This is a genomic window from Microbacterium oleivorans (genome assembly GCF_023715745.1).
GTDB classification, from domain to species: Bacteria; Actinomycetota; Actinomycetes; order Actinomycetales; family Microbacteriaceae; genus Microbacterium; species Microbacterium oleivorans_D.
Genome location: NZ_JAMBOV010000004.1, coordinates 45,269 through 71,905, shown reverse-complemented (window position 1 = coordinate 71,905; position 26,637 = coordinate 45,269). Strand labels below are relative to the sequence as shown.

The 26,637-nt window shown below is 71.2% G+C and carries 20 protein-coding genes; 9 read left to right on the top strand and 11 right to left on the bottom strand.

Features of this window, described 5'->3' with window-relative positions; genetic code table 11:
* Positions 1-170 precede the first annotated feature (170 nt).
* From M3190_RS11145 to M3190_RS11135, 3 genes are read right to left on the bottom strand one after another with little or no spacing between them, the layout of a single operon-like run.
* Entirely contained in the window at positions 171-686 is a 516-nt protein-coding gene (locus M3190_RS11145; protein ID WP_251582080.1) for a 2'-5' RNA ligase family protein, read from the bottom strand.
* Between the two features lie 5 nt (positions 687-691).
* Entirely contained in the window at positions 692-2,674 is a 1,983-nt protein-coding gene (locus tag M3190_RS11140) for a M13 family metallopeptidase (protein ID WP_251581452.1), read from the bottom strand.
* Between the two features lie 34 nt (positions 2,675-2,708).
* Positions 2,709-4,499: a lipase family protein gene (locus M3190_RS11135; protein WP_251581450.1), complete on the bottom strand. Its 1,791-nt coding sequence runs from the start codon at positions 4,497-4,499 to the stop codon at positions 2,709-2,711.
* A 118-nt stretch (positions 4,500-4,617) separates the two neighbouring features.
* On the opposite strand from M3190_RS11135, the gene M3190_RS11130 reads away from it, so the two are divergent.
* The 4 genes from M3190_RS11130 to araA all read left to right on the top strand — a co-directional run bounded on the left by M3190_RS11130 (position 4,618) and on the right by araA (position 9,587).
* Positions 4,618-5,610 (top strand): LacI family DNA-binding transcriptional regulator, encoded by a 993-nt coding sequence (locus M3190_RS11130; RefSeq protein ID WP_251581448.1) that lies wholly within the window; start codon positions 4,618-4,620, stop codon positions 5,608-5,610.
* Positions 5,611-5,773: 163 nt separating this feature from the next.
* Positions 5,774-6,469 carry an L-ribulose-5-phosphate 4-epimerase gene (locus tag M3190_RS11125; RefSeq protein ID WP_251581439.1) on the top strand — a complete coding sequence of 232 codons (696 nt, stop codon included), beginning with the start codon at positions 5,774-5,776 and terminating at the stop codon, positions 6,467-6,469.
* Entirely contained in the window at positions 6,466-8,088 is a 1,623-nt protein-coding gene (locus M3190_RS11120; protein ID WP_251581437.1) for a xylulokinase, read from the top strand. Before M3190_RS11125 ends, M3190_RS11120 begins: the two co-directional genes overlap by 4 nt.
* Positions 8,085-9,587, top strand: a complete 1,503-nt coding sequence (araA, locus tag M3190_RS11115; protein WP_251581428.1) for an L-arabinose isomerase — start codon at positions 8,085-8,087, stop codon at positions 9,585-9,587. Before M3190_RS11120 ends, araA begins: the two co-directional genes overlap by 4 nt.
* Positions 9,588-9,887: 300 nt before the next feature.
* On the opposite strand, the gene M3190_RS11110 is transcribed toward araA, so the two are convergent.
* The 8 genes from M3190_RS11110 to M3190_RS11075 all read right to left on the bottom strand — a co-directional run bounded on the left by M3190_RS11110 (position 9,888) and on the right by M3190_RS11075 (position 18,366).
* Positions 9,888-10,430, bottom strand: coding sequence for a hypothetical protein (locus M3190_RS11110; protein ID WP_251581421.1), 543 nt, complete (start codon positions 10,428-10,430; stop codon positions 9,888-9,890).
* Positions 10,430-10,840: a DUF4383 domain-containing protein gene (locus tag M3190_RS11105; RefSeq protein ID WP_251581420.1), complete on the bottom strand. Its 411-nt coding sequence runs from the start codon at positions 10,838-10,840 to the stop codon at positions 10,430-10,432. Before M3190_RS11105 ends, M3190_RS11110 begins: the two co-directional genes overlap by 1 nt.
* Positions 10,841-11,008: 168 nt before the next feature.
* Positions 11,009-12,958, bottom strand: coding sequence for a DUF2264 domain-containing protein (locus tag M3190_RS11100; RefSeq protein WP_251581418.1), 1,950 nt, complete (start codon positions 12,956-12,958; stop codon positions 11,009-11,011).
* A gap of 13 nt (positions 12,959-12,971) precedes the next feature.
* On the bottom strand, positions 12,972-14,078 hold the full coding sequence (locus M3190_RS11095; RefSeq protein ID WP_251581416.1) for a glycerate kinase: 1,107 nt from the start codon (positions 14,076-14,078) through the stop codon (positions 12,972-12,974).
* Positions 14,075-15,118 carry a LacI family DNA-binding transcriptional regulator gene (locus M3190_RS11090; protein WP_251581414.1) on the bottom strand — a complete coding sequence of 348 codons (1,044 nt, stop codon included), beginning with the start codon at positions 15,116-15,118 and terminating at the stop codon, positions 14,075-14,077. The genes M3190_RS11095 and M3190_RS11090 overlap by 4 nt, the downstream gene beginning before the upstream one ends.
* 45 nt (positions 15,119-15,163) lie before the next feature.
* Positions 15,164-16,036 (bottom strand): sugar phosphate isomerase/epimerase family protein, encoded by an 873-nt coding sequence (locus tag M3190_RS11085; protein ID WP_251581412.1) that lies wholly within the window; start codon positions 16,034-16,036, stop codon positions 15,164-15,166.
* Positions 16,033-17,235, bottom strand: coding sequence for a dihydrodipicolinate synthase family protein (locus M3190_RS11080; protein ID WP_251581410.1), 1,203 nt, complete (start codon positions 17,233-17,235; stop codon positions 16,033-16,035). The genes M3190_RS11085 and M3190_RS11080 overlap by 4 nt, the downstream gene beginning before the upstream one ends.
* 3 nt (positions 17,236-17,238) lie before the next feature.
* On the bottom strand, positions 17,239-18,366 hold the full coding sequence (locus M3190_RS11075) for a Gfo/Idh/MocA family protein (RefSeq protein ID WP_251582079.1): 1,128 nt from the start codon (positions 18,364-18,366) through the stop codon (positions 17,239-17,241).
* Positions 18,367-18,756: 390 nt separating this feature from the next.
* On the opposite strand from M3190_RS11075, the gene M3190_RS11070 reads away from it, so the two are divergent.
* The 5 genes from M3190_RS11070 to M3190_RS11050 are packed head-to-tail and all read left to right on the top strand — an operon-like array spanning position 18,757 to position 26,636.
* A complete protein-coding gene (locus tag M3190_RS11070) occupies positions 18,757-20,031 on the top strand; it encodes an ABC transporter substrate-binding protein (RefSeq protein WP_251581408.1) in 1,275 nt (424 codons plus the stop codon).
* Positions 20,032-20,051: 20 nt separating this feature from the next.
* A complete protein-coding gene (locus tag M3190_RS11065; RefSeq protein ID WP_251581407.1) occupies positions 20,052-21,002 on the top strand; it encodes a carbohydrate ABC transporter permease in 951 nt (316 codons plus the stop codon).
* Positions 20,996-21,889 carry a carbohydrate ABC transporter permease gene (locus M3190_RS11060; protein ID WP_251581405.1) on the top strand — a complete coding sequence of 298 codons (894 nt, stop codon included), beginning with the start codon at positions 20,996-20,998 and terminating at the stop codon, positions 21,887-21,889. The genes M3190_RS11065 and M3190_RS11060 overlap by 7 nt, the downstream gene beginning before the upstream one ends.
* On the top strand, positions 21,889-24,951 hold the full coding sequence (locus M3190_RS11055; RefSeq protein WP_251581403.1) for an alpha-mannosidase: 3,063 nt from the start codon (positions 21,889-21,891) through the stop codon (positions 24,949-24,951). The genes M3190_RS11060 and M3190_RS11055 overlap by 1 nt, the downstream gene beginning before the upstream one ends.
* Entirely contained in the window at positions 24,948-26,636 is a 1,689-nt protein-coding gene (locus tag M3190_RS11050; RefSeq protein WP_251581394.1) for a hypothetical protein, read from the top strand. Before M3190_RS11055 ends, M3190_RS11050 begins: the two co-directional genes overlap by 4 nt.
* Position 26,637: the final 1 nt, after the last annotated feature.

Here is a 26,637-nt window from a genome sequence, read left to right as displayed (position 1 = left end):
AAGAATGTAACCACCCCGCCGGCGCGAACGGTGAGGCCTTGCCAACCAGCGAAAACGGTGTTGTACTCACCGGTCGTGACGATCGGCGCGGAAACCCCTGCATGAAAGAGCTCGCGCCGATGCCATACCGCTGTAGCGCCCTCGGAGATCGTGCTCAGTCCGATCCGGGATCAGCCCCCGAACACCCCCAGCTCGGTGACGGTCGCGGATGCCGCATCCCACCGCCGCAGCCCCCGCGCCGTCCCGGTGATCGGCTCACCGAGTAGCGGCAGCGCCTGCTCCAGGTCCGAGACCTTGAGCCGACGCGCGAGGGTGACGTGCGGCATCCATTCGCCCGGCGCGGTGTGCGGAGCGTCGTCGCCGGGGCCGGCGGCCGCGTGCACGGCGGCGTGCAGCGCGAGCAGGTCCGGCGACGGCACGACCGATCGTGCGAGCACCCGCCGCTCCCCCGCGCCGAAGAGCACCACAGCACCGAGCGTGATCGGGAAGGCCGCGGGCAGCGGCACCGACGCCAGCGATACCGACGAACGCACCAGCAGCGTCACGTGCGGCGCGTTCGACGGCGAGGTGTGCGCGGCGAGGCTCGACAGCCCGGCGTCGGCGAGCGCCTGCCACTCCGTGCGCACGGCGCGCTCGGTCGCGGCATCGAACTCCAGCTCGATGCTGACGACCGGCGCGCCGCGCATGACGGTCACCAGATGGTGACGCGCTTGTCCTCGTCGAGCCAGAGCTCGTCCGACGGGGTCACGTCGAACGCGGCGTATAACTCGTCGATGTTGCGGACGATCTGGTTGCAGCGGAACTCGTTCGGCGAGTGCGGGTCGATCGTCAGCAGACGGATCGTCTCGGCATCCCGCCCCTTCTGCTGCCAGATCTGCCCCCAGCTCAGCAGCAGACGCTGGATGCCGGTGAGCCCGTCGATGACGGGACCGTCGGGATCCGTCGATCCGGTGGCCTGCAGGTGCAGCCGGTACGCCTTGATCGCGATGCCGAGACCGCCGAGGTCGCCGATGTTCTCGCCGATCGTCAGCGCCCCGTTGACCGTGTGATCGGACGACAGCCCCTGCGGTACAAGCGCGTTGTACTGCTCGATGAGCGTCTTGGTGCGCTCCGTGAAGGACGCGCGGTCCTCGTCCGTCCACCAGTCGTTGAGCGCACCGGTGCCGTCGAAGGCGCTCCCCTGGTCGTCGAAGCCGTGACCGATCTCGTGGCCGATCACCGCACCGATGCCGCCGTAGTTCGCGGCCGGATCGCGCTCCATGTCGAAGAACGGGTGCTGCAGGATCGCGGCGGGGAAGACGATCTCGTTCATCAGCGGGTTGTAGTACGCGTTGACCGTCTGCGGCGTCATGAACCACTCGTCACGGTCGATCGGAGCGCCGAGCTTCGCCAGCTGCTGGTCGTGCTGCCAGGCGTTCGAGCGGCGCACGTTGCCGATGAGGTCGGATGCCTCGATCTCGAGATCCGAGTAGTCCTTCCACTTCACCGGGTAGCCCACCTTCGGCGTGAACGCCTCGAGCTTCTCGAGCGCGCGCTCGCGCGTGGCGGGCGTCATCCACTCGAGCGACGAGATCGACTGCCGGTACGCCTCGATGAGGTTGTCGACGAGGACGTCCATCTCCTCCTTCGCGCGCGGCGGGAAGTGACGCTCGACGTAGACCTTGCCCACCGCCTCGCCGAGGGCGGCCTCGACGAGCGAGACACCGCGCTTCCAGCGTTCGCGGTTGACGGGCACACCGGTCATCTCGGTGCCGTAGAACGCGAAGTTCGCGTCGACGAACGCCTGCGACAGGAACGGCGCCGACGCGCGGATGACCTGGAGGCGCAGCCACGCCTTCCAGTCCTCGAGCCGGTCCTCGACCAGCAGGGTGCCGAGTCCTTCGAAGAAGCTCGGCTGATTGACGTCGACCTCCTCGATGACGCCCGCCTTGCCGGGGGCGACGGCGTCGCGCCAGGGCGCCAGGTCGACGCCGGTGAGCTGCACCGCGGCATCCCAGCTCATCAGGTTGTAGGTCGCGACGGCGTCACGGCTGCGGACGTTGTCCCAGTGGTGCGAGGCGATCTCGGTCTCGAGGGCGAGCACGCGGTCCGCCTGCGCCTCCGCGTCGGCGACACCGGCGAGACCGAAGACCGTCGCGACGTACGCGCGGAAGGCCGCACGGGTCTTCTCGAAGTTGTCGAGGCGGTAGTAGCTCTCGTCGGGCAGCGAGAGCCCGCCCTGCACGAGGAAGAGGATGTACCGCTGCGGGTTGCCGGGATCCGGCTCGATGTAGGTGCTGAACACGCCGGCGACGCCCTCGCGCTCCAGGGTTCCGGAGGTCTGCAGCAGGCTCGGGATGCCGGTGACCTGGTCGACGTACGTCAGCTGCGGAGCGATCGCCTCGGCGCCCTTCGTCTCGATCGCGGCGGTGTCCATGAAGCTCGCGTACAGGTCGCCGATCTTGCGGGTCTCGGTGCCGGGCTCGGCATCCGTCGACTCCTCGATGATCGTCTTGACGTCCTTCTCGGCCTGCTCGGCGATGAGGTGGAACGACCCCCAGCGCGCCTTGTCCTCGGGGATCTCGGTGCGCTCCAGCCACGCGCCGTTGACGTGGCGGAACAGGTCGTCCTGAGGCCGGATGTCGGCGCTCAGCTCATCGAGCTGGATGCCGGAGGGAAGCGTGTTCTCGGTCATGCGTCCACCCTATGGGCGCACTCCGACCGCCGTCTCATTCCCGGGTGGTCGAGCATTCCTCGGGTGCCGGCTCACCCGCGAAGCGCGCGGCCGTCCAGTCGATGAGCTCCTCGAGGAGCGGCGACGGACGCTCGACGACCGCCGCGTGCTCATACCCGTCGTAGATCCGGTAGTCGACGACCTGACCGGCCATGCACATCCTCTCGACGTACGCCGTCTGCGTCGTCACCGGGATGACGCTGTCGGCCCCGCCGTGTGCGACGAGCAGCGGCGCGTTCTGCCGCAGCGGCGCCGCGTTGGCCCGCAGATGGATGCCGAGGGGACCGGTGGCCGGCGGCGTCGAGAAAAGACGGGGGTCGCCGCTCATCCCGAGCGCCGCCGCGACGGACACCACGATCGCCGGGTCGGACAGACACCGCTCGGACATCTGTCGCAGCACGGTGTCGGCGCCGGGTCGGACATAGTCGTCGTACGAGACGTCGTCGTAGATCGACGAGAACGAGGCGAAGGCGTACGACGCGAAGATGCTGCCGCCGGTCACACTCGAGATGTTCTGGACGAGCGCAGGCGGGTCGCTGGCCGGTGCGAGCGCCGCGACCCCCTGGACGTAGAGCTCGGGCGCGTACTCGCGCGCCATGGCACCGGCCCACAGCGCGGCACCGCCGCCCTGCGAGTGACCCCAGATCACCGTGCGGGTGCCGAGGTCGGCATCCTGCAGCTCGCGGGCGGCGCGCACGGCGTCGAGCGACGCCGTCGCGCTCGGCGGGCCGATGAGATACGGATGCGGCCCCACGGTGCCCAGCCCGATGTAGTCCGTCGCGACGACCGCCCACCCCTGCCGGATGATCGTCGGCAGGTTGTAGAGCGCTCCCGACCAGAGTCCGCGCGGCTGCAGCGAGGGCGCACAGTGCTCCGAGTACCCCGTCGTGCCGTGGTTCCAGTCGATGACCGGCCACTGGCCGTCACCCTCCTTCGGTACAGCGACGACACCGCTCGCGACGCGCACCTCGCCGTCGACGCCCGTCGTCGTGTAAAGGATGCGCCACGCCGTCGCCGACACCGGGATGCCGTTGGTGAACGGCTCCGCCCGGATGAGGCGCCCTGGCTCCCCCGGCATGTCTCGGGGCGCGGCGTAGAAGTCGTCGACGACGGTGGACCCCTCGCGGAGAGGCACAGTGACGAGCGCGGTCGTGACGGCGAGCGCCACCGAGACCAGCGCGGTGACCGTCCGTCCCCATCGGCGCAGGCGCTGCGGCTGGTGGCGACGCTCCCGCTCGGTGTCGCGGCGGCGACGCACCCGCGTCCACAGATCGACGACACCGCTCATGATGAGCCGCGCGCCGAAGACGACCGCGACGACGAGCAGTGTGATGTCGGGCCAGAACAGTGCGAGGACGCCGAAGATCACGCCGGACACCGAGAAGGCGGCATCCGCGATACGCGCGTCGATCGAGCGCCCCTTCGCGAACACGGCGATCACCCCGAGCGCACCCGCCACGAGCAGCAGGACGCCGACGAGGGTCGCCACGACGCGCACGGTCAGGCCAGGGGTCAGCAGGACGACGAGCCCGCCGATCAGCCACGCGCCACCGGTCAGCGTCCGCCAGCGGGGTCGCGCGGCCTCGGTGTCGCGACCCGTCAGCTCGATGACCCCCGTGAGGACCATGCCGCCGCCGATCAGCCACGCGAGCACGCCGAGGGCGGTCGTCGGCCGGATGACGATGACCACGCCCAGCACGACGGCCGCCGCCGCGACGACCAGCCGCACCCACTCGGGCAGGCGCGCGTAGAGGCGTCCGAGCGCAAGGCGCTGCAGCAGCCGCATCCGGTCCCTCCTCCGTGCGTCGGCGTGGATCTTCCACGGTAACCGCGGGTGCGAGATGCGTCCGGACGCTCGACAGGGGGCGCATCGGCGTGAGATGGCGACCGCTACAGTGAGCGCCATGGGACGGGCCGGGACGACACGCGCCGGCGTGCGCGACGTCGCCGCGCGCGCGGGGGTGTCGACGCAGACGGTCTCGCGCGTCATCAACGACAGCCCGAACCTGAGGCCCGAGACCCGCGCCCGCGTCGAGGCCGCGATGGCCGAGCTCGGCTACCGCATCAACAACGCAGCCCGCGCCCTCGGCACCTCGACGACCCGCACCGTCGGCGTCGTCGCCTCCGACGCGACCCTGTGGGGCCCCGGCGCCGGCATCGCCGCGCTCGACGCGGCCGCCCGTGAGGCGGACCGCTGGTTGGCGACCGCCTACGCGGATGCCGCGGACCCGGCATCCGTCACCGATGCCGCTCAGCGACTGCTGTCACAGGGGGTCGATGCGCTGATCGTCGTCGCGGCTCACACGGCGACGCTGCCCGCGCTGCGGCAGGTGGCCGGCGAGACGCCGATCGCCGCGCTGCACACCGGCGCGGGCGCCGAGCGTCAGCGGGCGGGCGCCGCGCTCGCGATAGAGCACCTCCTCGCCCTCGGGCACCGCCGCATCGCCCTGCTCGCCGGACCGGCGGACTGGCTCGAGGCGACGGCCCGCGACGAGGGTGCCGCGGCAGCGGCGGCGGCCGCCGGCATCCGTCCCGCCACGGTCTGGCGGGGGGACTGGAGCGCGGCCGCGGGAGCCGCGGTCGCGCGCGAGGTGGCTGCGGCCGTCCGACGTTCGGACGGCCCGACGGCGGTCGCCGCAGCCAACGACCAGATGGCACTGGGGCTCATCGCGGGCCTCGTCGCAGCGGGGCTGCGCGTGCCCGAGGACGTCTCGGTCACCGGGTTCGACGACAACGCGGATGCCGCCTTCTACACACCCGCGCTCACCACAGTGCGCGTCGACACGGCCGATGAAGCCCGCCGCGTCGTCGCCGAGGCGCTGGGCCTGCCGGCGCCGGGCGAGGTCGCCGAGCCGGTGCTCGTCGCCCGCGCGTCGACCGCCGCGCCACGCGGGTGAGAAGCGGGGGTGCGCCCGACTCGGCAAATTCGCCGTCGCCGGGCGCCGGGTGGATGCTGCGATGCGTCGAGCTCGCGATTCTCGAGGAGCTAGGGCGGGCACGTCGGAGCGCAGTGGCGTTCCGACCTGGCGAACCCGAGATGTTACCGATAACATCGAGCGCATGACCGATCTCGATGAGGCGATCGCCGCCGTCCGCGCGGACGTGGCCGCCCTCCACGCCGAACTCGTCCGCTACGGCCTCGTCATCTGGACCGGGGGCAACGTCTCGGGTCGCGTTCCCGGCGCCGACCTCTTCGTCATCAAGCCGTCCGGCGTCTCGTACGACGACCTCGCACCCGAGAACATGATCCTCTGCGACCTCGACGGCAACGTGGTGCCCGGCAGTCCGGGCAGCGACCGCTCGCCCTCGAGCGACACCGCTGCGCACGCCTACGTCTACCGGAACATGCCCGATGTCGGCGGCGTCGTGCACACCCACTCCCCCTACGCGGTCGCGTGGGCCGCGCGCGGCGAGGAGATCCCCTGCGTCATCACCGGGATGGCCGACGAGTTCGGCGGCCCGATCCCGGTCGGACCGTTCGCGATCATCGGCGACGACTCGATCGGCCGCGGCATCGTCGAGACCCTGCGCGGGCACCGCTCCCGCGCCGTGCTCATGCAGAACCACGGCCCGTTCACGATCGGTGTGAGCGCGAAGGATGCCGTCAAGGCCGCCGTCATGTGCGAGGACGCCGCCCGCACGGTGCACTTCGCCCGCCAGGGCGGCGAGCTGATCCCCATCCCGCAGGACAAGATCGACGCCCTCTACAACCGCTACCAGAACGTGTACGGCCAGAGCTCGGACGACCGCCGATGAGCGCGGCCTCCGTCATCACCACCGGCGCCGCAGCGCTGGGCATCGAGCTCGGCTCGACCCGCATCAAGGCCTGCCTCGTCGACGCCACCGATCCCACCACGGTGCTCGCCGTCGGCAGCCACGAGTGGGAGAACGCGCTCGAGGACGGCGTGTGGACCTACGCCGAGGACGCGATCTGGTCGGGTCTGCAGGCGGCCTACGCCGACCTCGTGACCGACGTCCGCCGTCAGGGCGCCGAGCTCACCGGCCTCGCGGGCATCGGCGTCTCGGCGATGATGCACGGCTACCTCGCATTCGACGCGGGCGGGAACCTCCTCGTCCCGTTCCGCACCTGGCGCAACACCTCGACGGGCGCCGCCGCGGCCGAGCTGACCGACCTGCTCGGCGTCAACATCCCGCTGCGCTGGTCGATCGCGCACCTCCACCAGGCCGTCCTGGACGACGAGGCGCACGTCGCGTCGATCGCCAAGATCAACACCCTCGCCGGCTGGGTGCACGAGAAGCTCACCGGCCGCTTCGCTCTGGGCGTCGGCGACGCGTCGGGCATGTTCCCGATCGGCATCGACGGCCGGTACGACCGCGAGCGCGTCGCAGCATACGACGCGCACGCCGCCGCCTTCCTCGCCGGTCGCAGCCTCACGGACCTGCTCCCCGAGGTGCTCCCCGCGGGAGCGGATGCCGGGACTCTCACGGCGGAGGGCGCCGCCCTGCTCGACCCGACCGGAACACTTCGCCCGGGTGCCGTCGCGGCTCCCGCCGAGGGCGACGCGGGCACCGGCATGGTCGCGACCAACGCGGTCTCGCCGCGCACCGGCAACGTCAGCGCCGGGACGAGCATCTTCGCGATGGTCGTCCTCGAACGCCCGCTGGAGCGGGTCCACACCGAGATCGACCTCGTCACGACCCCCGCCGGCGACCCCGTCGCGATGGTGCACTGCAACAACGGCGCGAGCGAGCTGGCGTCGTTCGTGTCTCTGTTCGCGCGGTTCGCCGCGGCATCCGGTCAGTCGCTGACGACGGATGCCGTCTACGAGACGCTCCTGCGCGAGGCCCTCGAGGGCGCCGCGGATGCCGGTGGTGTCCTCGCGTACAACCACCTGAGCGGCGAGCCGATCGCCGGGCTCGCCGAGGGTCGCCCCCTCGTGGTGCGCACCCCGGACGCGGACTTCTCGCTCGCGAACGTCATGCGCGCGCAGGTCTACGGCGTGTTCGCGACGCTCGCGATCGGCATGCAGACCCTCGCCGAGGAGGGTGTCGGGCTGGACCAGATGTTCGCGCACGGCGGTGTCTTCCGCACCGCCGGCGTCGCGCAGCGGTTCCTCGCCGGGGCGCTCGACGCTCCCGTCACGGTCGGCGACACCGCGGCCGAGGGCGGCGCGTGGGGCATGGCCGTGCTCGCCGCGTTCACCGCGGCGCAGCGCGGGACCGACCTCGCCACCTATCTGGACGACCACGTGTTCGCCGGGGCGGCATCCGTCACCGCCGACCCGGATCCGGCGGACGTCGCCGGATTCGCCGAGTACCTCACCCGCTACCGCGCCGGTCTCGCCGCCGAGGCCGCCGCCGTCACCGCACTGCCGCTGCGCGGCATCCGCTCATCGAACGAAGGAACAGCATGACCCTCTCCACCAGCCTCGAGCAGTACACCGTCTGGTTCGTCACCGGCAGCCAGAACCTCTACGGCGAGGAGACGCTGCGCCAGGTCGCGGAGCAGTCGCAGGCCGTCGCCGAGGGACTCGCCGGTCTGCCGGTGAAGGTCGAGTGGAAGCCGGTCCTCAAGGACTCGGAGTCGATCAAGCGGCTCGCCCTCGACGCGAACGCCGACGACTCGGTCATCGGCGTCATCGCGTGGATGCACACCTTCAGCCCCGCGAAGATGTGGATCTCGGGCCTCGACGCGCTGCGCAAGCCGCTGCTGCACCTGCACACGCAGGCGAACGTCGAGCTGCCGTGGAACGACATCGATTTCGACTTCATGAACCTCAACCAGGCCGCGCACGGCGACCGCGAGTTCGGGTACATCCAGACGCGCCTCGGCGTGCCGCGCAAGACGGTCGTCGGGCACGTCTCGAACCCCGTCGTCGTGCAGCAGATCGAGGACTGGGAGCGCGCCGCCGCGGGCTGGCAGGCCGTCAAGACCCTCAAGCTCGCCCGCTTCGGTGACAACATGCGCTACGTCGCCGTCACCGAGGGCGACAAGACCGAGGCCGAGCTGCAGTTCGGCGTGCAGGTCAACACGTGGGGCGTGAACGAGCTGGCGGATGCCGTGGCCCAGGCGTCCGAGGCCCAGATCGACGCCCTCGTCGAGGAGTACGTCGCCTCGTACGACGTCGCCGACGAGCTGCTGCCGGGAGCCGAGCGGCACCAGTCGCTGCGCGACGGCGCCGCGATCGAGATCGGGCTGCGCTCATTCCTCGAGGCGGGGGGCTTCGGAGCGTTCACGACGTCGTTCGAGGACCTGGGCGCACTGACGCAGCTGCCCGGCCTCGCCGTGCAGCGCCTGATGGCCGAGGGCTACGGCTTCGGCGCCGAGGGCGACTGGAAGACCGCGATCCTCGTGCGCGTCGCGAACGTCATGGGTTCCGGCCTGCCCGGCGGCGCGAGCCTCATGGAGGACTACACCTACGACCTCGTGCCCGGCAACGAGCGGATCCTCGGCGCGCACATGCTGGAGGTCTCGCCGTCGCTCACGACGTCGAAGCCGCGCCTCGAGGTGCACGAGCTCGGCATCGGCGGCAAGGCCGACCCCGTGCGCCTGGTCTTCACGGCGGACGCGGGTCCCGCCCTCGTGGTCGCGATGAGCGACATGCGCGACCGGTTCCGCCTCGTCGCGAACGTCGTCGAGAACGTCGACGCCCCGGATCTGCCGAAGCTGCCGGTCGGCCGCGCCGTGTGGAAGCCGTCGCCCGACTTCGCGACCTCGGCATCCTGCTGGCTCGCGGCCGGCGCCGCGCACCACACCGTCATGACGACCGCCGTCGGCATCGAGGTCTTCCGCGACTTCGCGGAGATCGCCGGTACCGAGCTGCTCGTCATCGACGAGGACACGACCGTGCGCGGGTTCCAGAAGGAGCTCCGCTGGAACCAGGCGTACTACCGCCTCGCGCGCGGACTGTAAAACGCGCACGGAACGCCCCGGCATCCTCGAGGATGTCGGGGCGTCGTCGTGTTCGGGACGGGGCGGGTGTCACGCGATGCAATACATGCCGGGCGGCACGCCGCGGCATCCGCTCGGGTACCGGCGTGTCGCGGCGGATCCGTTGCAGCCGCTGACGCGGGGGGATGCGGGGCGGCGTGCCGCCGCCCGGGTGGCGGGTGCCACTCGATGCAATGGATGCCGGATGACACGCCGCGGCATCCGCTCGGGTACCGGCGAGTCGCGGCGGATCCGTTGCATCCGCTGACGCCAGGGCTGGCGTCAGTGCCCGCCGTGTCCGGGCATGAAGACCTCGTTGACCTCGGCGCCGGGCGCATCGCTGCCGATGGGTGTCGCGGCGAGTGCCGGGGTCACCAGGCCTGCCAGCAGGAACGCCCCAACGATCAGGCCGCCGACGCTCGTGCGGGCGGCGGTGCGAGCGGCCGCGCGCGACGAGCGCGAACGCTCTGCCCGCCGGAGCGTGACCGCTGACACGACGCCGACCGCGAGGCCCAGCCCCGCGGAGACGACGACGGGATAGATGCTGGTCTGCGGCGGACCGACCACCAGCAGCACGGTCACCGCGACGAGACCCGCGAGCGAGACTCCGACTCCTGCGCGCGGAGCGACCACGCGCCCGCGCAGGAGCGCGACGACGCCCCACGCGACGGTGCCGGCCCCGATGCTGGCGAGAAGGACGCCGATGCCGCGGTCTGCAGCATCGGCGCCCTTCACGATCGCGCCCGCACCCAGTCCGAGGTGAAGCAGTCCCGCGCCCCACGCGGCGAGCGCGGGCCAGGAACGGACCAGGACGGACGGCGACATCAGACGGCCGCGCGAGCCGAGACCTGCTTGTCGGCGGCGATGCCGACGCCGAGCAGGACGAGAGCGCTGGCCAGGTGCAGGAAGTGGTCGGCCGTGTTCAGCGCCAGGATGTTCGCGGCGGTCCCCACGAGGAAGAAGCCGACGACACCGAGCAGCAGGTACGCGGCACCGACGACGATGTTGACGCCCTTCGCGGCGCGGACGTTCGACAGACCGCCGATGAGCAGCGCTGCACCGATGAGGAGGTGCGCCACGTTGTGCAGCGGGTTGACCATGAAGATGCCGAGCAGCAGCTCGCCATCGGTGGCGAGGAAGTCCACGCCACCCGTGACGGCGAAGCCGAGCAGCCCGACGAGGATGTAGACGGCGCCGAAGATGACGGCGACGAGGCGGTTGGGTGAGCTGGTCATGGGATTGTCCCTCCGTGTGATGCGGCGGATGCCGCGGGCCCTGCAGACAAGTGGTGCTGCATGACATTCGGTGCGACGCCCCGAACGGATTGCGCTCGAAGCGTCGTCGCCGACTGTAGAGAGGGGTGCGTCCCGATATCCCGGGGTTGTGACGAAGCTGGACGAATGCTATGAGTCCCCTGCGGGGGGCGCGAGCGACGTCCGCGTGCGGGTGCCGTCCGGCCAGACGACGTCCACCGCGTCGTCGACGCATCGGAGGGACACCCCGGTTCGGACGGGCAGGCCCGCGCCCCGGAGGTCCACCACGACGGCCGCCACCTCTCCGACGGCCACGTCGAGGTCGACGACGGGCACCGCGCTGCGCGCGCCGAGCGGCCCGGCATCCGCCCGCGTCACCACCTCCGCTGTGCCTCCTGAGAGCGAGCGGATGCCGCTGCGCAGCGCACCGGCGACGGCGACGGCCTCGGCCGCACCGATCCGCGCCGCGGGGTCGTCACCGGCCACGGCCCAGCCGCCGACGCGCAGGCGTACGTCCTCCGGGGCGACGCCCGCGGCGAGTTCCTCGACGCGGACGAGGCGGACCTCGAGGCCGCGCCGCACGAGCGAGTCCACCCGCAGACGCCCGGCACGGCGGGCGGTGCCCGCGAATCCCGGACCGTGATTGCGGGTCGCGAAGTCGGCCGTGATCCAGTGGGCCTCCCAGACCGCCGAGGCCACGCCCACCTCCTCGCCCGGAACGCCGTCGACCCGGACGCCCCGCAGGAGCATCCCGGCGCGGTGCGTGACCCGCCCGTCGGGTGCCCGCAGCACGACCGACTGCTCGAGCGGCGCCGCCCACGCCCGGACGTCGAGCAGCGGGGCGGTCGCTGTCGAGTATCCGATGCGGGTGTACAGCGGCGAGTCGGTCGACACGGTGCCCGGCTGTGCGTGGTCGGTGCCGTGGTTGACGACGCGGACGATCCCGTCATCGCGGGTGGCAGAGACGACCCACCCCGGCGACGCCATCGCACGGAGGACGTCGCTCGCCGCGACGGGCAGCGGCCGCGGATCGGCGGTCCACACCGGATGGTCGGCGGGCAGCATCAGACCCATGAGCCCCTTGACCGCCCAGTACGGCGAACCGGGCCCCGAGTAGGACTGCGCCATCGTGCGCCACGGGCCGTGCCAGCCCATCGTCAGCACGCCGTCTGCACCAGGGACGCCTCGGTCGGCGAAGTGGCGGACGACGGTCTCAGCGGCGTGCCGCAGCCTGCCGGGCGTGTGGGAAGGCACCTCCGCGATGACCCCGACCCAGAAGACGGCGGCCGCCGCGAAGCGGTAGATGAGGCTGCGCCCCTGGATGAGCGGCGAGCCGTCGGCACCGACGAGAGCGAGCGCATCGTCGAGGAAGCGGTCGAGGCGGGCGATGTCGCCGGCCGTCCTGCCGGCGGCGAGGTCCGCGGCCCCCGACATCCGCGACCACAGGATCGGGTAGGTGTGCAGCGCCCACCCGACGTAGTGGTCGTACGAGCGGTCGTCGCCGTCGGAGAGCCAGCCGTCCTCGCGGACGAAGGAGTCGTGGCAAGCGAGATCGGCCGCGATGTCGTCCGGTGACCACGGTCCACCCACCGATCGCAAGAAGGTCTGCACGACGATCCGGAACCACACCCAGTTGTTGCGGGGGTAGCCGTCGTCGCCCACGACCGACGCGAACCAGGCGATCGCCCGCTGCTGCGTGACGGCGCCGAGCGTGTCCCACACCCAGGGCCGGGTGAGGTCCAGGACGAGCGCGATGGATGCCGCTTCGACCTTCGCCTGCCCGTGCTCGTCGGGGCGCACCCAGCGGTCGGGCGCCTCCGGATCGACGCCGGCGGCGACACCCCTCCTCACGAAATCGAGCAGCTCGTCGACGCCCTCACCCCGCGCACCCGCGATCCGGAAGCCGGCGAGCAGCAGCGTGCGGGCGAACCCCTCGAGGCCGTCGATGTCGTGGCCGTAGCCGCCTTCGGCACCCGGGAAGTGGATGCGACCTCCACCCGCCGACGCGTGTCTCTGCGCGGCATCCAGCAGCCGGTCGGCGTACGCGACCCAGTCCTCGCGGGACCATGCCCGTCGTTCCGGTCGCGTGTCGGCTGCCATGGACGACCTCCGGTCAGGTGCTCCGTGCCGCCAGCAGGCGTCCGGCCTCCGTCAGCCAGCGTGCCGGATCGGCCATCGACGCGGCCGCGCTGCCCGCGAGCTCGGTCAGCGAGATCGCGCCTACGAAGCCCGACGTGTCGGCATCCGCTCCAATGCGACCCGCGACGACGGCGACGGGCACACCGTGGGCGGCGGCGAGTCCGTGCACGAAGCCGGGGACCTTGCCTGCGGCGGACTGTCCGTCGAAGGACCCCTCCCCCGTGACGGCGAGGGAGGCCGCGGCCACCGCCCCCGCCAGATCGACGAGGTCGGCGATCCGCTGCGCGCCCGGCACCAGCTCAGCGCCCCAGGCGGCGAGCGCGAAGCCGGTCCCACCCGCTGCTCCTGCACCCGGAAGGAGCGGATCGGCGGCGGGGACACGTCGGGCGATGCGGGCGGCGTAACGCTCGAGAACGCCGTCGACCACGTCGACGTCAGCGGCGGTCAGGCCCTTCTGCGGACCGAACACGGCGGCCGCACCTGCGGGTCCCGTGAGCGGGTTCGTCACGTCGCTGAGTACCGTCACGCCACCGGGCGGCGGGGTGCGCAGGTGCGAGAAGTCGATGGCCGAGACGGCGGCCAGCCCGCGCGCACCGGCGGGGACGTCGCGCCCATCGGCGTCGACCAAGCGCGCACCGAGGGCGCGCAGCATCCCGCTCCCGCCGTCGGTCGAGGCGGACGAACCGATGCCGAGGACGAGGCGATCGACGCCCGCGTCCAGCGCCGCGGCGATGGTCTGACCGAAGCCGGTCGTGTCGGCGTCCCACGGCAGCCGGTCCTCCCCGAGGAGCTCGATGCCGCTCGTCGACGCGAGCTCGACGACACCCGTCCCGTCGGGCAGGAGCAGCCAGGCGGCGTCGACGAGGGAGCCGCGAGGGCCGCGCACCCGCACCGGCCGGCGCTCCGCTCCCGGGACGGCCGCAGCGAAGGCGTCGAGCGTCCCCTCGCCGCCGTCCGCCATCGGTCGCAGGACGATGTCGGCCGCCGCGTCGATCTCGCGCCATCCCGCCGCGAACGCGACGGATGCCGCGGCGGCAGGCAGCGAACCCTTGAGACTGTCGAGGGCGACGACGACACTCATGCGCGCGGCGGGGTGCTCTCGCGCAGCAGGACGTCGAGCCGGAGGTCGTCGGGATGCGGCTCCCACTCGGCGTCGGTCGCTGCGCGGAACGCCTGGTATCCGACCTCTTCGAGCGGAACGTGCACGGTGGTGAGCGCGGGCGTCACGTCGCGACCCGTGGGGATGTCGTCGAAGCCCGCCAGGGCGATGTCGGCACCCGCGGTGCGTCCCGCCGCGCGGATCGCCGTGAGGGCGCCGATGGCCACGACGTCGCTGATGCCGAACACGACCGTGCCGGCCTCGACGCCGTCCTCGAGTGCGCGGGTCATTGTCTCGTACCCGGCTTCTCGGGTGAAACCGCCGCGATAGACGCGGGGCTCCTCTCCCCCGCCGCCCGTGAATCCGTCGCGGAAGCCGTCGAGTCGGGTGTCGCTCGTCGCGGTCCCCTCCTCGGCGGCGAGGACGACCGCCCGTCGGTAGCCGCGGTCGACGAGCGCCCGTCCGAGCGCCTCGGCTCCCGCGCGGTTGTCGAGCACGAGCGAGCGGACGCCTCCCGCGCCGGGCCCGAGGGCGACGACCTGACCGCCCATCGCGCCGAGCAGGTCCAGTTCCCGGGTCAGCTCGGGGGTCGGGCCGGCCGACGTGCGCGACGCGGCGAGGATGAGCCCGCGCGGTCGCTGGCCGCGCAGCGCGCGGACGAGGCGCACCTCGCGTTCCGGGTCGCGTTCGGTGATCGCGACCGTGACGACGAGGCCCGCCTCATCCGCTCCCCGGGCGACACCCGAGGCGATGAGCCCGAAATAGGGGTCGGCGATGTCGGCCACGAGCAGCGCGATGATCGCCGAGGTCCCGCGCGCGGTGGCCTGCGCCGAGAGGTTGGCGGTGTAGCCGAGACGTGCCGCAGCTGCCTCGACGCGTACGCGGTACGAGTCCGCGACCTTGCGCGTCGAGCCGTTGAGAGCGCGTGATGCGGTCGCGAGCGAGACGCCCGCCTCGCGCGCGACGTCGTCGAGGGTCACCGCGCTCGAAGGGCCCGGTCGACGCAAGGTTCGGTCCGTCATGGTGCGAAGTCTACGGGCGGCCGTCGGCGTGCCCGTCGCGACCCGTCATCGACCGCCGAGGTACGGCGACACGGATGCCGCGAACCCCTCGGCCGTCCGTCGGACCGCCTCGAGCGGCTCGGTCGCCCATACGTCCGCATTGAAGATCTCGACCTCGACGTCGCCCCGGTATCCGGTGTCGATGACCGCACGGGTGAGGCCCGCCAGATCGATGACGCCGTCGCCGGGGTAGTGGCGGCCCAGCAGGACGTCCGCCGGGAGCGGGGTCTTCCAGTCGCACACCTGGTACGTCGCGATCCGTCCCGCGCGGCCGGCGCGCGCGATCGAGTCGAGGACGTCCGGGTCCCAGAAGATGTGGAACGTGTCGACGGCGACACCCACGACTGACGGGTCGAAGTCCGCCGCCAGATCGAGCGCCTGTCCGAGCGTCGAGACGACGCACCGGTCGGTCGCGTACATCGGATGCAGCGGCTCGATCGCGAGGGTGACCCCGGCCTCGGCGGCGTGCGGCGCCAGCTCGCCGAGCGCGTCGCGCACCCGCTCGCGGGCGCCGACGAGGTCGCGGGACCCTTCCGGAAGCCCGCCGGCCACGAGCACGAGCACGGCCTCCGAGCCGGGTGCGCCGGCGGCGGCGAGCGTCGCGGCCTCGTCGATGGCGAGGAGGTTGTCGTCGATCGACGCGCGTCGCGCGGGCCCCTCGGGCATCGTGAAAAAACCCGATCGGCAGTGCGTCGAGAACCGCAGGCCCGAATCGGTCAGCATCGACGCGGCCGTCGCGAGTCCGACCTCCTGCACCGGCTCGCGCCAGAGCCCGATGGACTGCACACCCGCCTCGACCGTCACACGCAGCGCGGTCGCGAGGTCGGCGTGCTTGATCGTGCCCTGGTTGATCGACAGGCGCGGGTCGACGGCGCTCACGCGTCGAGACCGTTCAGTCGCAGCATCCCGTTCCACCGCTGGGCGGCCAGCTCGGGACGTTCGAACGCCTTCGCCTCGTTCGCGAGCTCGACGATCCGAGACAGGTGCGGCAGGCTGCGCGCGGAGTGCAGACCACCGACCATCTGGAACGCGGGCTGGTGACCGTTCAGCCAGGCGAGGAAGGCGACGCCCGTCTTGTAATAGAAGGTCGGCGCGGCGAAGATCTGTCGCGAGAGCGCCTCCGTGGGCGCGAGCACCTCGAGATAGCGCGCTGGGTCGTTCGCATCGAGAGCCTGGATCGCGGCCGAGGCGACCGGCGTCAGCGCGGCGAACGCACCGAGCAGGGCGTCCGAGTGCTGCCGAGCGGATGCCGGATCCCGGGGCGGCTGCGGGGCGTCCGGCACGTCGGCGCCGCCGATGAGGCCGACGTAGTTGAAGTCGTCGCCCGTGAACATGCGGACGGACTCGGGCAGGCGCTCGCGCACCGAGACTTCGGAGGCCGCGTCGAGCAGGCTCATCTTCACCCCGGCGACCTTGTCGACGTTCGCCTCGATGACCTCGAGCAGGACGGCGGATGCGGTCTGCCAGTCGGCCGCGCCGAAGTAGCCGGCCAACTGCGGATCGAACGCGGTGCCCAGCCAGTGCAGCACGACGGGGCCGGCCGCGCGCGAGAGCACGGCGTCGTAGACGCGGCGGTAGTCGTCGGCGCTCTCCGCGACGCGGGCGAGGTGACGCGAGGCCATGAGCACCGGGCCCGCCCCCTGCTCCTCGGTGAAGTGGAGCTGCTCGAGGTACGCCGAGATGACCTCGTCGAGCGTGATCTGCTCCTCGTCGATGTGATCGGTGTTCACGCCGACGGCGACGGATCCGCCTTCCTCCCGTGCGACCTCGGCGGAGCGCGAGATCAGCTCGCGGGTGGCCGCGGCATCCAGCCCCATGTTCCGCTGGGCGGTGTCCATGGCGTCGGCGACGCCGAGACCCCACGAGTACACGTTGCGCCGGAAGTCGAGCGTCGCGTCCCAGTCGATGTCGGCCGGCTGGCCGGGGGTGTTGTCGGCGTGCGTCTTCGGAACGACGTGGGCTGCCGCGTAGGCGACGCGGCTGCGCAGCGGCCCCTCGGGGCGCGTGTACCCCGACGTGTCGACGAGCGGGACGCGGCGGAGGGCGCCGTCGCCCGAGAGCAGGGTGAGATCGGTCATCGATCAGTCCAGCGACAGCGCGTCGAGCTCGATCTTGCGACCCTCGCGGCTGGAGCGCAGGCCCGCCTCGGCGAGCTGCACGCCGCGGGCGCCGGCGAGGAGGTCGAACTCGTAGTCGGTGCCCTCGACGTACGAGACGAGGAACTCCTCCCACTGCTGACGGAAGCCGTTCAGGAAGACGTCGTTGGTCGGCACGGCCTGCCAGTCGGCGTCGTAGTCGTGCGTGTCCTCCAGGTCGGGGTTCCACACCGGCTTCGGCGTCGCGTTGCGCGGCTGGATCTTGGCACCGAACAGGCCGACCACGGCGGAGCCGTGCGTGCCGTCGACGTGGAACTCGACGAGCTCGTCGCGGTTGACGCGCACGGTCCACGACGAGTTGATCTGTGCGACGACGCCGCCCTCGAGCTCGAACACGCCGTAGGCGGCGTCCTCGGCCGTCGCGGTGTAGTGCTCGCCCTTCTCGTCCCAGCGGTCGGCGATGTGCACCGCAGCCTGGGCGTAGACCGAGTCGACCTTGCCGAAGAGGTTCTCGAGGACGTAGTTCCAGTGCGGGAACATGTCGACGATGATGCCGCCGCCGTCCTCGGCCCGGTAGTTCCACGAGGGGCGCTGCGCGGGCTGCCAGTCGCCCTCGAAGACCCAGTAGCCGAACTCGCCGCGGACGGAGAGGATGCGGCCGAAGAAGCCGGAGTCGATGAGGCGCTTCAGCTTCTGCAGGCCGGGCAGGTAGAGCTTGTCGTGCACGACGCCCGTCTTGACACCCGCCTCGGCGGCGAGCTTCGCGAGCTCGAGTGCTTCTTCGAGGGACTCGGCGGTCGGCTTCTCGGTGTAGATCGTCTTCCCGGCGGCGATGGCCTTGCGCAGCGCCGTGGCGCGCGCCTTCGTGACGAGGAAGTCGGCGTAGATCTCCCAGCGCGGGTCGGCGAGGGCGGCGTCGAGGTCGGTCGTGTAGTCCTCGATGCCGTGCTTGGCGGCGAGCTCGGTGAGCTTCGCCTCACTGCGGCCCACGAGGAGCGGCTTCACCGTGACCTTCGACCCGTCGGGCAGTTCGATGCCGCCCTGCTCGCGGATGGCGAGGATGGAGCGCACGAGGTGCTGGCGGTACCCCATGCGGCCCGAGACGCCGTTCATGATGATGCCGATCTCGCGGACGGCGGGGGCGGCGGGAGCAGCCGCCGAGGCGGGTGCGGTGATGGTCGTCTCTGACACGGTGTGGTCCTTCGTCTGGTTCTCCGCGCGGCGTGGGCCCGCCCGAATGCGGGTAAGCGCTTTCCCCTCAGTGTGTCATCGGGTCGTCGTTTGCGCAAGGACGCTCGGATGCGGTGCGGCGGCACCTCTCGGGAGAGGATGGAGGGGGTTGTCGCTAAGACGTTACATATCCGACACAGGTAAGCGCTTGCCGCGAAACACTCTCGGGGTTACCTTATGAGCACCCCTTGTCATGACATGCCGACAAATGCCCGGTTGACCCGCTCATGACTCACCCCGCGCTCACCGACGAGCGCATGCGAAGGAGAAGCAGTGAAGAGTTCCCGCACCATCCGTACCGCCACAGTCATCGCCGCAGCGGTGGGCGCTCTCGTGCTCGCCGGCTGCTCGTCGTCGAACGGCGGCGGCAGCGGTGACGGCGAAGACGTCACCCTCGAGTTCGTCCAGTCGGGCGACGCCGCGCAGGGTGGCGGCTACGCCATGCTCGCGAAGAAGTACGAGGAGGAGACCGGCGTCAAGGTCAAGGTCGTCGAGGTTCCCGGCGACGACCTCCGCACCCGCCTCCGCACCGCGTCGCAGGCCAACGACCTCCCTGCGCTCGCCGCGGCGCCCGACGCCGACCCGGCGTGGACCGCCCGCATGCTCGACCTCACCGACATCGCCGAAGAGGCGCAGGTCATCCCCGCCCTGCGTGTCGAGGACCCCGCGGACGGCAAGGTCAAGGCGCTTCCGACCACCCTCACCGGAGTCGGCATGTTCCTCAACAAGACCCTCTGGGACGAGGCAGGCGTCGAGTACCCGACCTCGCTCGACCAGCAGTGGACGTGGGACGAGTACGTCGAGAAGGCCTCCGAGGTCGTCGACAAGACGGATGCCGAGTTCGGCGGCGTCATCGACGGCTCCGCGCACCGCCTCCGCGCATTCCTCTTCGAGTTCGGCAGCCAGGGCGTCACCGAGCAGTCCGACGGCACCTGGGCGCTGGACGACGAGGGTGCGGAGGCGCTCGAGTACTTCAAGAAGCTGAACGACGACGGCTTCCTGCCGAAGGCCGTCTGGGCCGCCGGCGACGACCCCAGCGCCACCTTCAAGAGCGGCCGCGTGGCCGGCTACATGTCGGGCGTCTGGCAGATCGCCGACTTCCAGGCCAACATCAAGGACTTCGAGTGGGTCTCCGTGCCGCTTCCGCAGCAGCCCGTCCGGTCGACGAACTACGGTGCCGCCAGCTGGATCGTCGCCTACGACGGCACGGGCGTCGAGCAGGAGACGCTCGACTTCGTGAAGTGGATGTACCAGCCGGAGAACTACACCGAGTACTGCGAGATCTCGGGCTGCCTGCCCGCCCTCGAGGGCCTCGACATCGAGTACAAGGACGACGCGTACGCCTTCGACATGTACAACGGTGAGATCGCCGAGTCGCCCGAGATCGCGGCGCGCCAGACCGTCGACGCCCTGAAGAACAGCTACACGGGCATCGCCATCGACAGCGAGCCGCTGAAGGATGAGACGGTGAAGTACCTCAACGGCGAGCAGACGCTCGAGCAGACCGTCGAGAACATCAACACGATCTCCACCGATCAGATGAACTGATCCCCCCAAGGGAAAACAGCATGACTGCAACCATCACGCCGGACGCCTCCGCCCCCACGGCGGGGGCGCCCGGCGCGCCCCTCCGCCCCCGCCGCAAGCGTGTCTTCGGCCGGTACCGGATGGCGCCGTTCCTGTTCACCATCGTCACGGCCGCGCTGTTCGCCCTGTTCTTCCTCTGGCCCGGCGTCCTCGGGCTGTCGTACTCGCTCACGGACTACCGAGGCTGGGGCGACTTCACCTTCGTCGGCCTCGACAACTACAGCGAGCTCCTCGGCGACCCGGACTTCTACGGGGCTCTCGGGCGCACCTTCGTCTTCGCGCTCTTCTCGGTCCCGCTGAGCTACGCGCTCTCGCTCGCGATGGCCGTCGCGATCAACGCGACCCACGCCCGCGGCAAGACCGCCGCGCGCATCATCTTCTTCCTGCCCTGGCTCGTCTCGCCCATCGTCACCGGTGTGATCTGGCGGTGGATGTTCGGCGAGAACTTCGGGTTCGTCAACTTCATCATCAGCACGCTCGGCGGCGAGCGCCTGCCCTGGTCGTCCAGCGCCGACCTGTCGCTCCTGGTCGTGATCGTCGCCTCGTCCTGGGGAGGCGCCGCCTTCAACATGCTCCTGTTCGTCGCCGCGCTCAACAACGTGCCGCAGTCCTACTACGAGGCCGCGGAGCTCGACGGGGCGAACGGCTGGCAGCGCTTCGTGCACATCACCCTGCCGTCCATCGCGCCGACCTCCGTGCTCGTGGTCCTGCTGTCCACGCTCGGGCACATGAAGGAGTTCGCGCTCATCCAGTCGCTCAACGGCGGCGGCCCCGGCACACAGAACCGACTGATCGTCCAATACATCTACGAGACCGGCTTCGCCCGATCCGAGATCGGCTACGCCAGTGCGGCGTCGATGATCCTGCTGGTGATCCTCATGATCATCGCGCTCATCCAGCTGCGCATCAGCCGGAGGAGCAACACATGGTGACCACCTACGCCGTCACGGTCCCCGACGAGAAGCAGACCCAGCGCTACGAGCGACGCCGGCGAGCCAAGAACCTGCGCCGTCGCGCGGTGGTGCCCACCACCCTCCTGTGGGTGCTGGCGCTGCTCATGCTGTTCCCGCTGGCGTGGTTCCTGCTGTCCTCGTTCAAGCCCGGAAGCGAGCTATTCAGCTACCCGCTCTCCTTCTTCCCGAAGGAGTGGACGCTCGACGGGTACTCCGCCGCGCTCGACCGCATCGACTTCGCGCGGTACTTCGTCAACACCGCGATCGTCGCCACGGTGTCGACGGTGCTCACCGTGTTCCTCTGCGCCACGACCGGCTACGCGCTCGCGAAGTACAAGAACCCCTGGCTGAGCGTGCTGGGGCTGTTCATCCTCTCGATGACGATGCTCCCGGGCGAGGTCATCCTGAACCCGATGTTCACCGTCGTCCGCGACCTCGGGCTCTACAACCAGCTCGCCGGTGTGATCATCCCCTCGATCGTCACCCCGACCGGTGTGTTCATGTTCCGGCAGTTCTTCCTCACCGTCCCGGACGAGCTCATGCAGGCAGCGCGCATCGACGGCGCCAGCGAGTACGGCATCTTCTTCCGCATCATGCTGCCGCTCGCGCGTCCGATCGCTCTGACGCTCGGCATCATGTCCTTCCAGTGGCGCTGGAACGACTACATCTTCCCGCTCATCATCCTCGGCGACCCCGACCAGTTCACGCTGCAGATCGCCCTGCGTGCGCTGGTGGGAGCCGAGAACATCGAGTGGACGATCCTCCTGTCGGCATCCGTCCTGTCGATGCTCCCGCTGGTCGCTCTCTACCTGGTGTTCCAGAAGTACGTGACCTCGTCGAACATCAACGCGGGACTGAAGGACTGATGCCCTCGCGGGATCACCTCGTCCTGGAACGCGTCGACCGCTTCATCGGGGAATACCTCGATGAGGCGGTCGTCGCTGACCGCCGTCCCCTCGCGGTGTCGGCCTGGCAGGTCCCCGACCGCGGGGACCTGCCAGGCGAGCCCGTGTCCGTCGAACGGATGCAGCGGGACGCCATCTTCACCCCCGTCGAGACCGCACACCGCTGGGGCCGCGCCTGGGGCACGACGTGGTTCAGGGTCGAGGGCGAGGTCCCTGCGGAGTGGGCCGCTCGGGACGGACGCATCGAGCTGTCACTCGACCTCGGCTTCTCGCAGGCCAAGCCGGGCTTCCAGTGCGAAGGCCTCGTCCGCACCCACGGCGGCGTCGTCGTGAAGGGTCTGGAGCCCCGCAACCACCACGTGCCCGTCACGAGCGCTCCCGGCGAGCGCCTCGCATTCACGGTCGAGGCCGCCGCCAACCCCGATCTCTCCGGTGGCGACGACTTCAAGAGCCCTCTCGCCTTCGCCCCGACGCCCCTCGGCGACCCCGCGACCGCCGGGGCCGAGCCGCTGTACCGCCTCGGTCGCATGGAGGTGCGCCTCGTCGACGAGACCGTCGAGCGCCTCCGCCGCGAAGTCATCGTCCTCGCCGGTCTCGCCCGGGAGCTCACAGACTCCGACCCGCGCCGGGCGCGCATCCTCGACGGTCTCGAGCGCGCGCTCTACGCGGTCGACCCCGACGCCCCGACGGCGGGCGCGGCCGCCGCCCGCGGCATCCTCGCTCCCCTGCTCGCGGCGCCGGCTGCGGCATCCGCTCATCGCATCACGGCCACGGGGCACGCGCACATCGACTCGGCGTGGCTCTGGCCGAGCCGCGAGACGGTGCGCAAGGTCACCCGCACGTTCGCCAACGTGCTCGAGCTCATGGACGCCGACCCCGACGCCGTCTTCGTCAGCTCGTCGGCGCAGCACTTCGAGTGGGTGCGGCGCAGCGACCCCGAGCTGTTCGAGCGCGTGAAAGCCCGCGTCGCCGAGGGACGGTTCATCCCGGTCGGCAACATGTGGGTCGAGTCCGACGTCAACATGCCGTCGGGCGAGTCGCTCGCTCGTCAGCTGCTCGCCGGCACCCGTTTCTTCGAGGAGCACTTCGGCGCCCGCAGCGACGTCGGCTGGCTGCCGGACTCCTTCGGCTTCCCCGCCGGGCTCCCGCAGCTGCTGCGCGGCGCCGGGCTGGAGTGGTTCTTCACGCAGAAGATGTGCTGGAACGACGTCGACACGATGCCGCATCACTCCTTCGTGTGGGAGGGTCTCGACGGCTCCCGGATCTTCACGCACTTCCCGCCGAACAACACCTACAGCGGCGACATGCGTCCGACCGAGCTGGCCCGCAGCGTCCGCAACTTCGCCGACCACGCGGGCAGCACCCGGTCGCTGATGCCCTTCGGCTTCGGCGACGGCGGCGGCGGGCCGACGCGGGAGATGATGACCGACGCGCGCCTCCAGGCGGACCTGGAGGGCTCGCCCACCGTCTCATTCGGGACGCCGCGCGATTTCTTCCTCGAGGCGGCCGCCGAGCCCGTCGACCCGCCGGTCTGGTCGGGCGAGATGTACCTGCAGTTCCACCGCGGCATCTACACCTCCCAGATGCGCACGAAGCGGGGCAACCGTCGCAATGAGGCGCTCCTCGTCGAGGCGGAGCACTGGAGTGCGGCGGCCACCCTGCGCCGCGGCCTCCCGTACCCCTCCGCCGAGCTCGACGAGCTCTGGCGCGAGGTGCTGCTGCTGCAGTTCCACGACATCCTCCCGGGCAGCGCGATCGCGTGGGTGCATCGCGAGGCCGAGCGCTCGCACGCCGAGACCACGGAGCGGCTCGAGCGCATCATCGCGGATGCCGTCGCCGCCCTCGTGGGCGACGGTTCCACGCGCCTCGTGCTCAACCCCGCCGCCGTCACGGCGGGCGGGACCGCGGCAGGCGCTGCGGGACCGGCACCGCAGCCCGCAGTCGCCTCCGCCGAGGCGGTCGACGGCGGCTTCCGGCTGCGCTCGGACGTGATCGACGTCCTCGTCGGACCCGACGGAACGCTGCGCAGCGTGCGCGAGCTCGCGACCGGCCGGGAGCTGATCCCCGCCGGTCGGCGCGGCGGTCTGCTGCAGCTGCACGTGGACGCCCCGTCGAAGTGGGATGCGTGGGAGCTCGACGCCGCCTACCGGCTGTCGACCACCGACGTCGACGGCGGCACGGCGACCCTGACGGACGAGGGTGTCGTGCATGTCGCGCACCCCCTGCCCAACGGCACCGCCGAGCAGTGGATCGACATCCACCCCGAGGGCGGCGCCGTCCGGATCCGCACCCGTGTCGAGTGGCACGAGCGGCACCGGCTGCTCAAGATCGCCTTTCCCGTCGCGGTGCATGCGCCGGATGCCGCCTACGAGACCCAGTTCGGTCACGTCCGGCGTCCGCTGCACACCAACACCTCGTGGGACGAGGCGCGTTACGAGGTCTGCGCCCATCGCTGGGTCCACGTCGGCGAGCCGGGAACCGGCGCCGCGATCGTCAACGACGGGGTGTACGGCCACGACGCGACGCGGACGACCGACGAGCACGGCACCGTCACGACGGTGCGCCAGTCGCTGCTGCGCGCCCCGATGTTCCCCGACCCCGACGCCGATCAGGGCGTGCACGAGTTCACCTCGGTCTTCGCGCCCGCCGAGACGACGACGGATGCCGCCCGCTGGGGCTCGCTCGTCGGCTCCCCCCTGCGCGCGGTCACCGGCGCCGAGGCCGTCCCCCCGCTCGTCACGAGCACGGTGGCGGGTCTGGTCGTCTCGGCCGTCAAGCTCGCCGCCGACGGCAGCAGCGACCTCATCGTGCGGGTGTTCGAGCAGCGGGGAGCCCGCACCGGCGGCATCCTCCGGTTCGATCTGCCCGTCGCGTCGCTCGAGGTGTGCGACCTCGTCGAGACCCCTGGGCGCGGCCGTGCGGAGGCGGCGCGACTCGAGGACGAGACCATCGTGAATCTCGATCTGCGCGCCTTCGAGGTCGTCACCCTGCGCGCCCGCCTGCACCGACCGGAGATGTCATGACCCTCGACCAGACCGACACGTTCGTCGCCGATGTGATCGCCGCGGCGGATGCCGAGACGGCGTCGCTCCTGCAGGCGTCGACGGACGTGTCCGGTGCCGGGCTCGGCCCGCACCGCGAATCGATGCGCCGCGCGAAACTGCTCGTGGCGGTCTTCCTCGAGCCGGCATCGGCGTTCGCCGGCTCCCCCGCCGTGGTTGGGCTCGCCGAGACGTACGCGCGGGTTCTGCACGACCTGCAGTCGCCGACGGGCCTGTTCCTCGGCGGCGACAACGTCGAATCGCCGCCCGACACGGGCTTCACGATCAACGACCTCGGCGACATCCTCGAGCTCGCGCGCCGCTCGGGCGATACCCGACTCGACCGGGTCGCCGAGATCCTCGGCGGCATCGCCGATCGAGCGGCTCCCGCGATGCTCGCGGGCGGCGTCCACACCCCGAACCACCGGTGGGAGCTCAGCGCCGCCCTCGTCCGACTGCATCGGCACCGTCCGGACGAACGGCTCGAAGCGCGTGCCCGGGAGTGGCTGGCCGAGGGCGTCGACATCGACGCCGACGGCCTGTACTCCGAGCGCAGCGCCAACTACGCCGTGTACGTCTCGAACCCCTCGCTGCTCGTCATCGCCGACGTCCTCGACCTCCCCGAGCTCCGCGAGGTCGTCGCGCGGAATCTCGAGGCGACGCTCGGACTGATCCACCCCGACGGGTCGGTCGAGACCGTGCATTCCCGGCGGCAGGATCAGCGCGAGCCGGCCTTCCCGCTCGCGCCCTACGCGCTGCACTACCGCCGGCTCGCCCTCGAGACGGGGCGCGAAGACTTCGCGTGGGCGGCACGGGTCGCGGCATCCGCTCCGGTCATCGATCCGCAGACCGCGCTCGCCGACATGCTGCTGCACCCGGCGCTGCGCGAGCCGCTGCCCTCCTCGGTCGCGCCCGCCAGGCGGGCGCGACACGCATGGCCGGTGTCCGGGCTCGTCGTCGACCGCACACCCGACCGCACGCTGACCGTCTTCGGCGGGTCCGACTACGCCGTCGCCCGGCGCATCCGGTCGGGGCTGGCGAGCAACCCCACGTTCCTCCGCATGTTCGCCGGCGACGCCGTGCTCGAGTCCGTGCGCCTGTCACGTCACTTCTTCGGGTTGGGACCGTTCCGCGCCGACCGGATGACGATCGCCGACGACCGGATCGTGCTCGAGGAGCACCTGTCGCCCGCGTACTTTGGGCCGCTGGATGCCGCGCGCCGCCGCCCGGACGGGGACTACCGCGTCGTCGACGAGGGGCGCTTCTCCGCCGCGATGTCGTTCGACGAGCGCCCGCGGCACGAGGTGCCGCTCGACACCCGGATCGAGATCGCCCCGACCGAGGACGGCGCCCGGCTGACGATCGAGACGGACGGTCCGATCTGCGCGTGGAACCTCGAGTTCGCGTTCCGCGCGGGCGGCGCCTTCGAGGGGGTCACCCCTACCGCCGGCGACACCGTCGTCCTCGCCTCGGGATCCGCGCGGTACCGCGTCGGGGCGGACGCGATCGAGGTCGGGCCGGGTACGGGAGCGTCCGCGGCCGCGGGATACCTTCCCGGCGAGGATTACGACTACCTGGGCGGCACCGATGCACTCGGCGGACCCCGTCTCTATCTGACCGGCACGACACCCGGCCGAGCGACCGTCACGGTCCGCCGCCTGCGCTGAG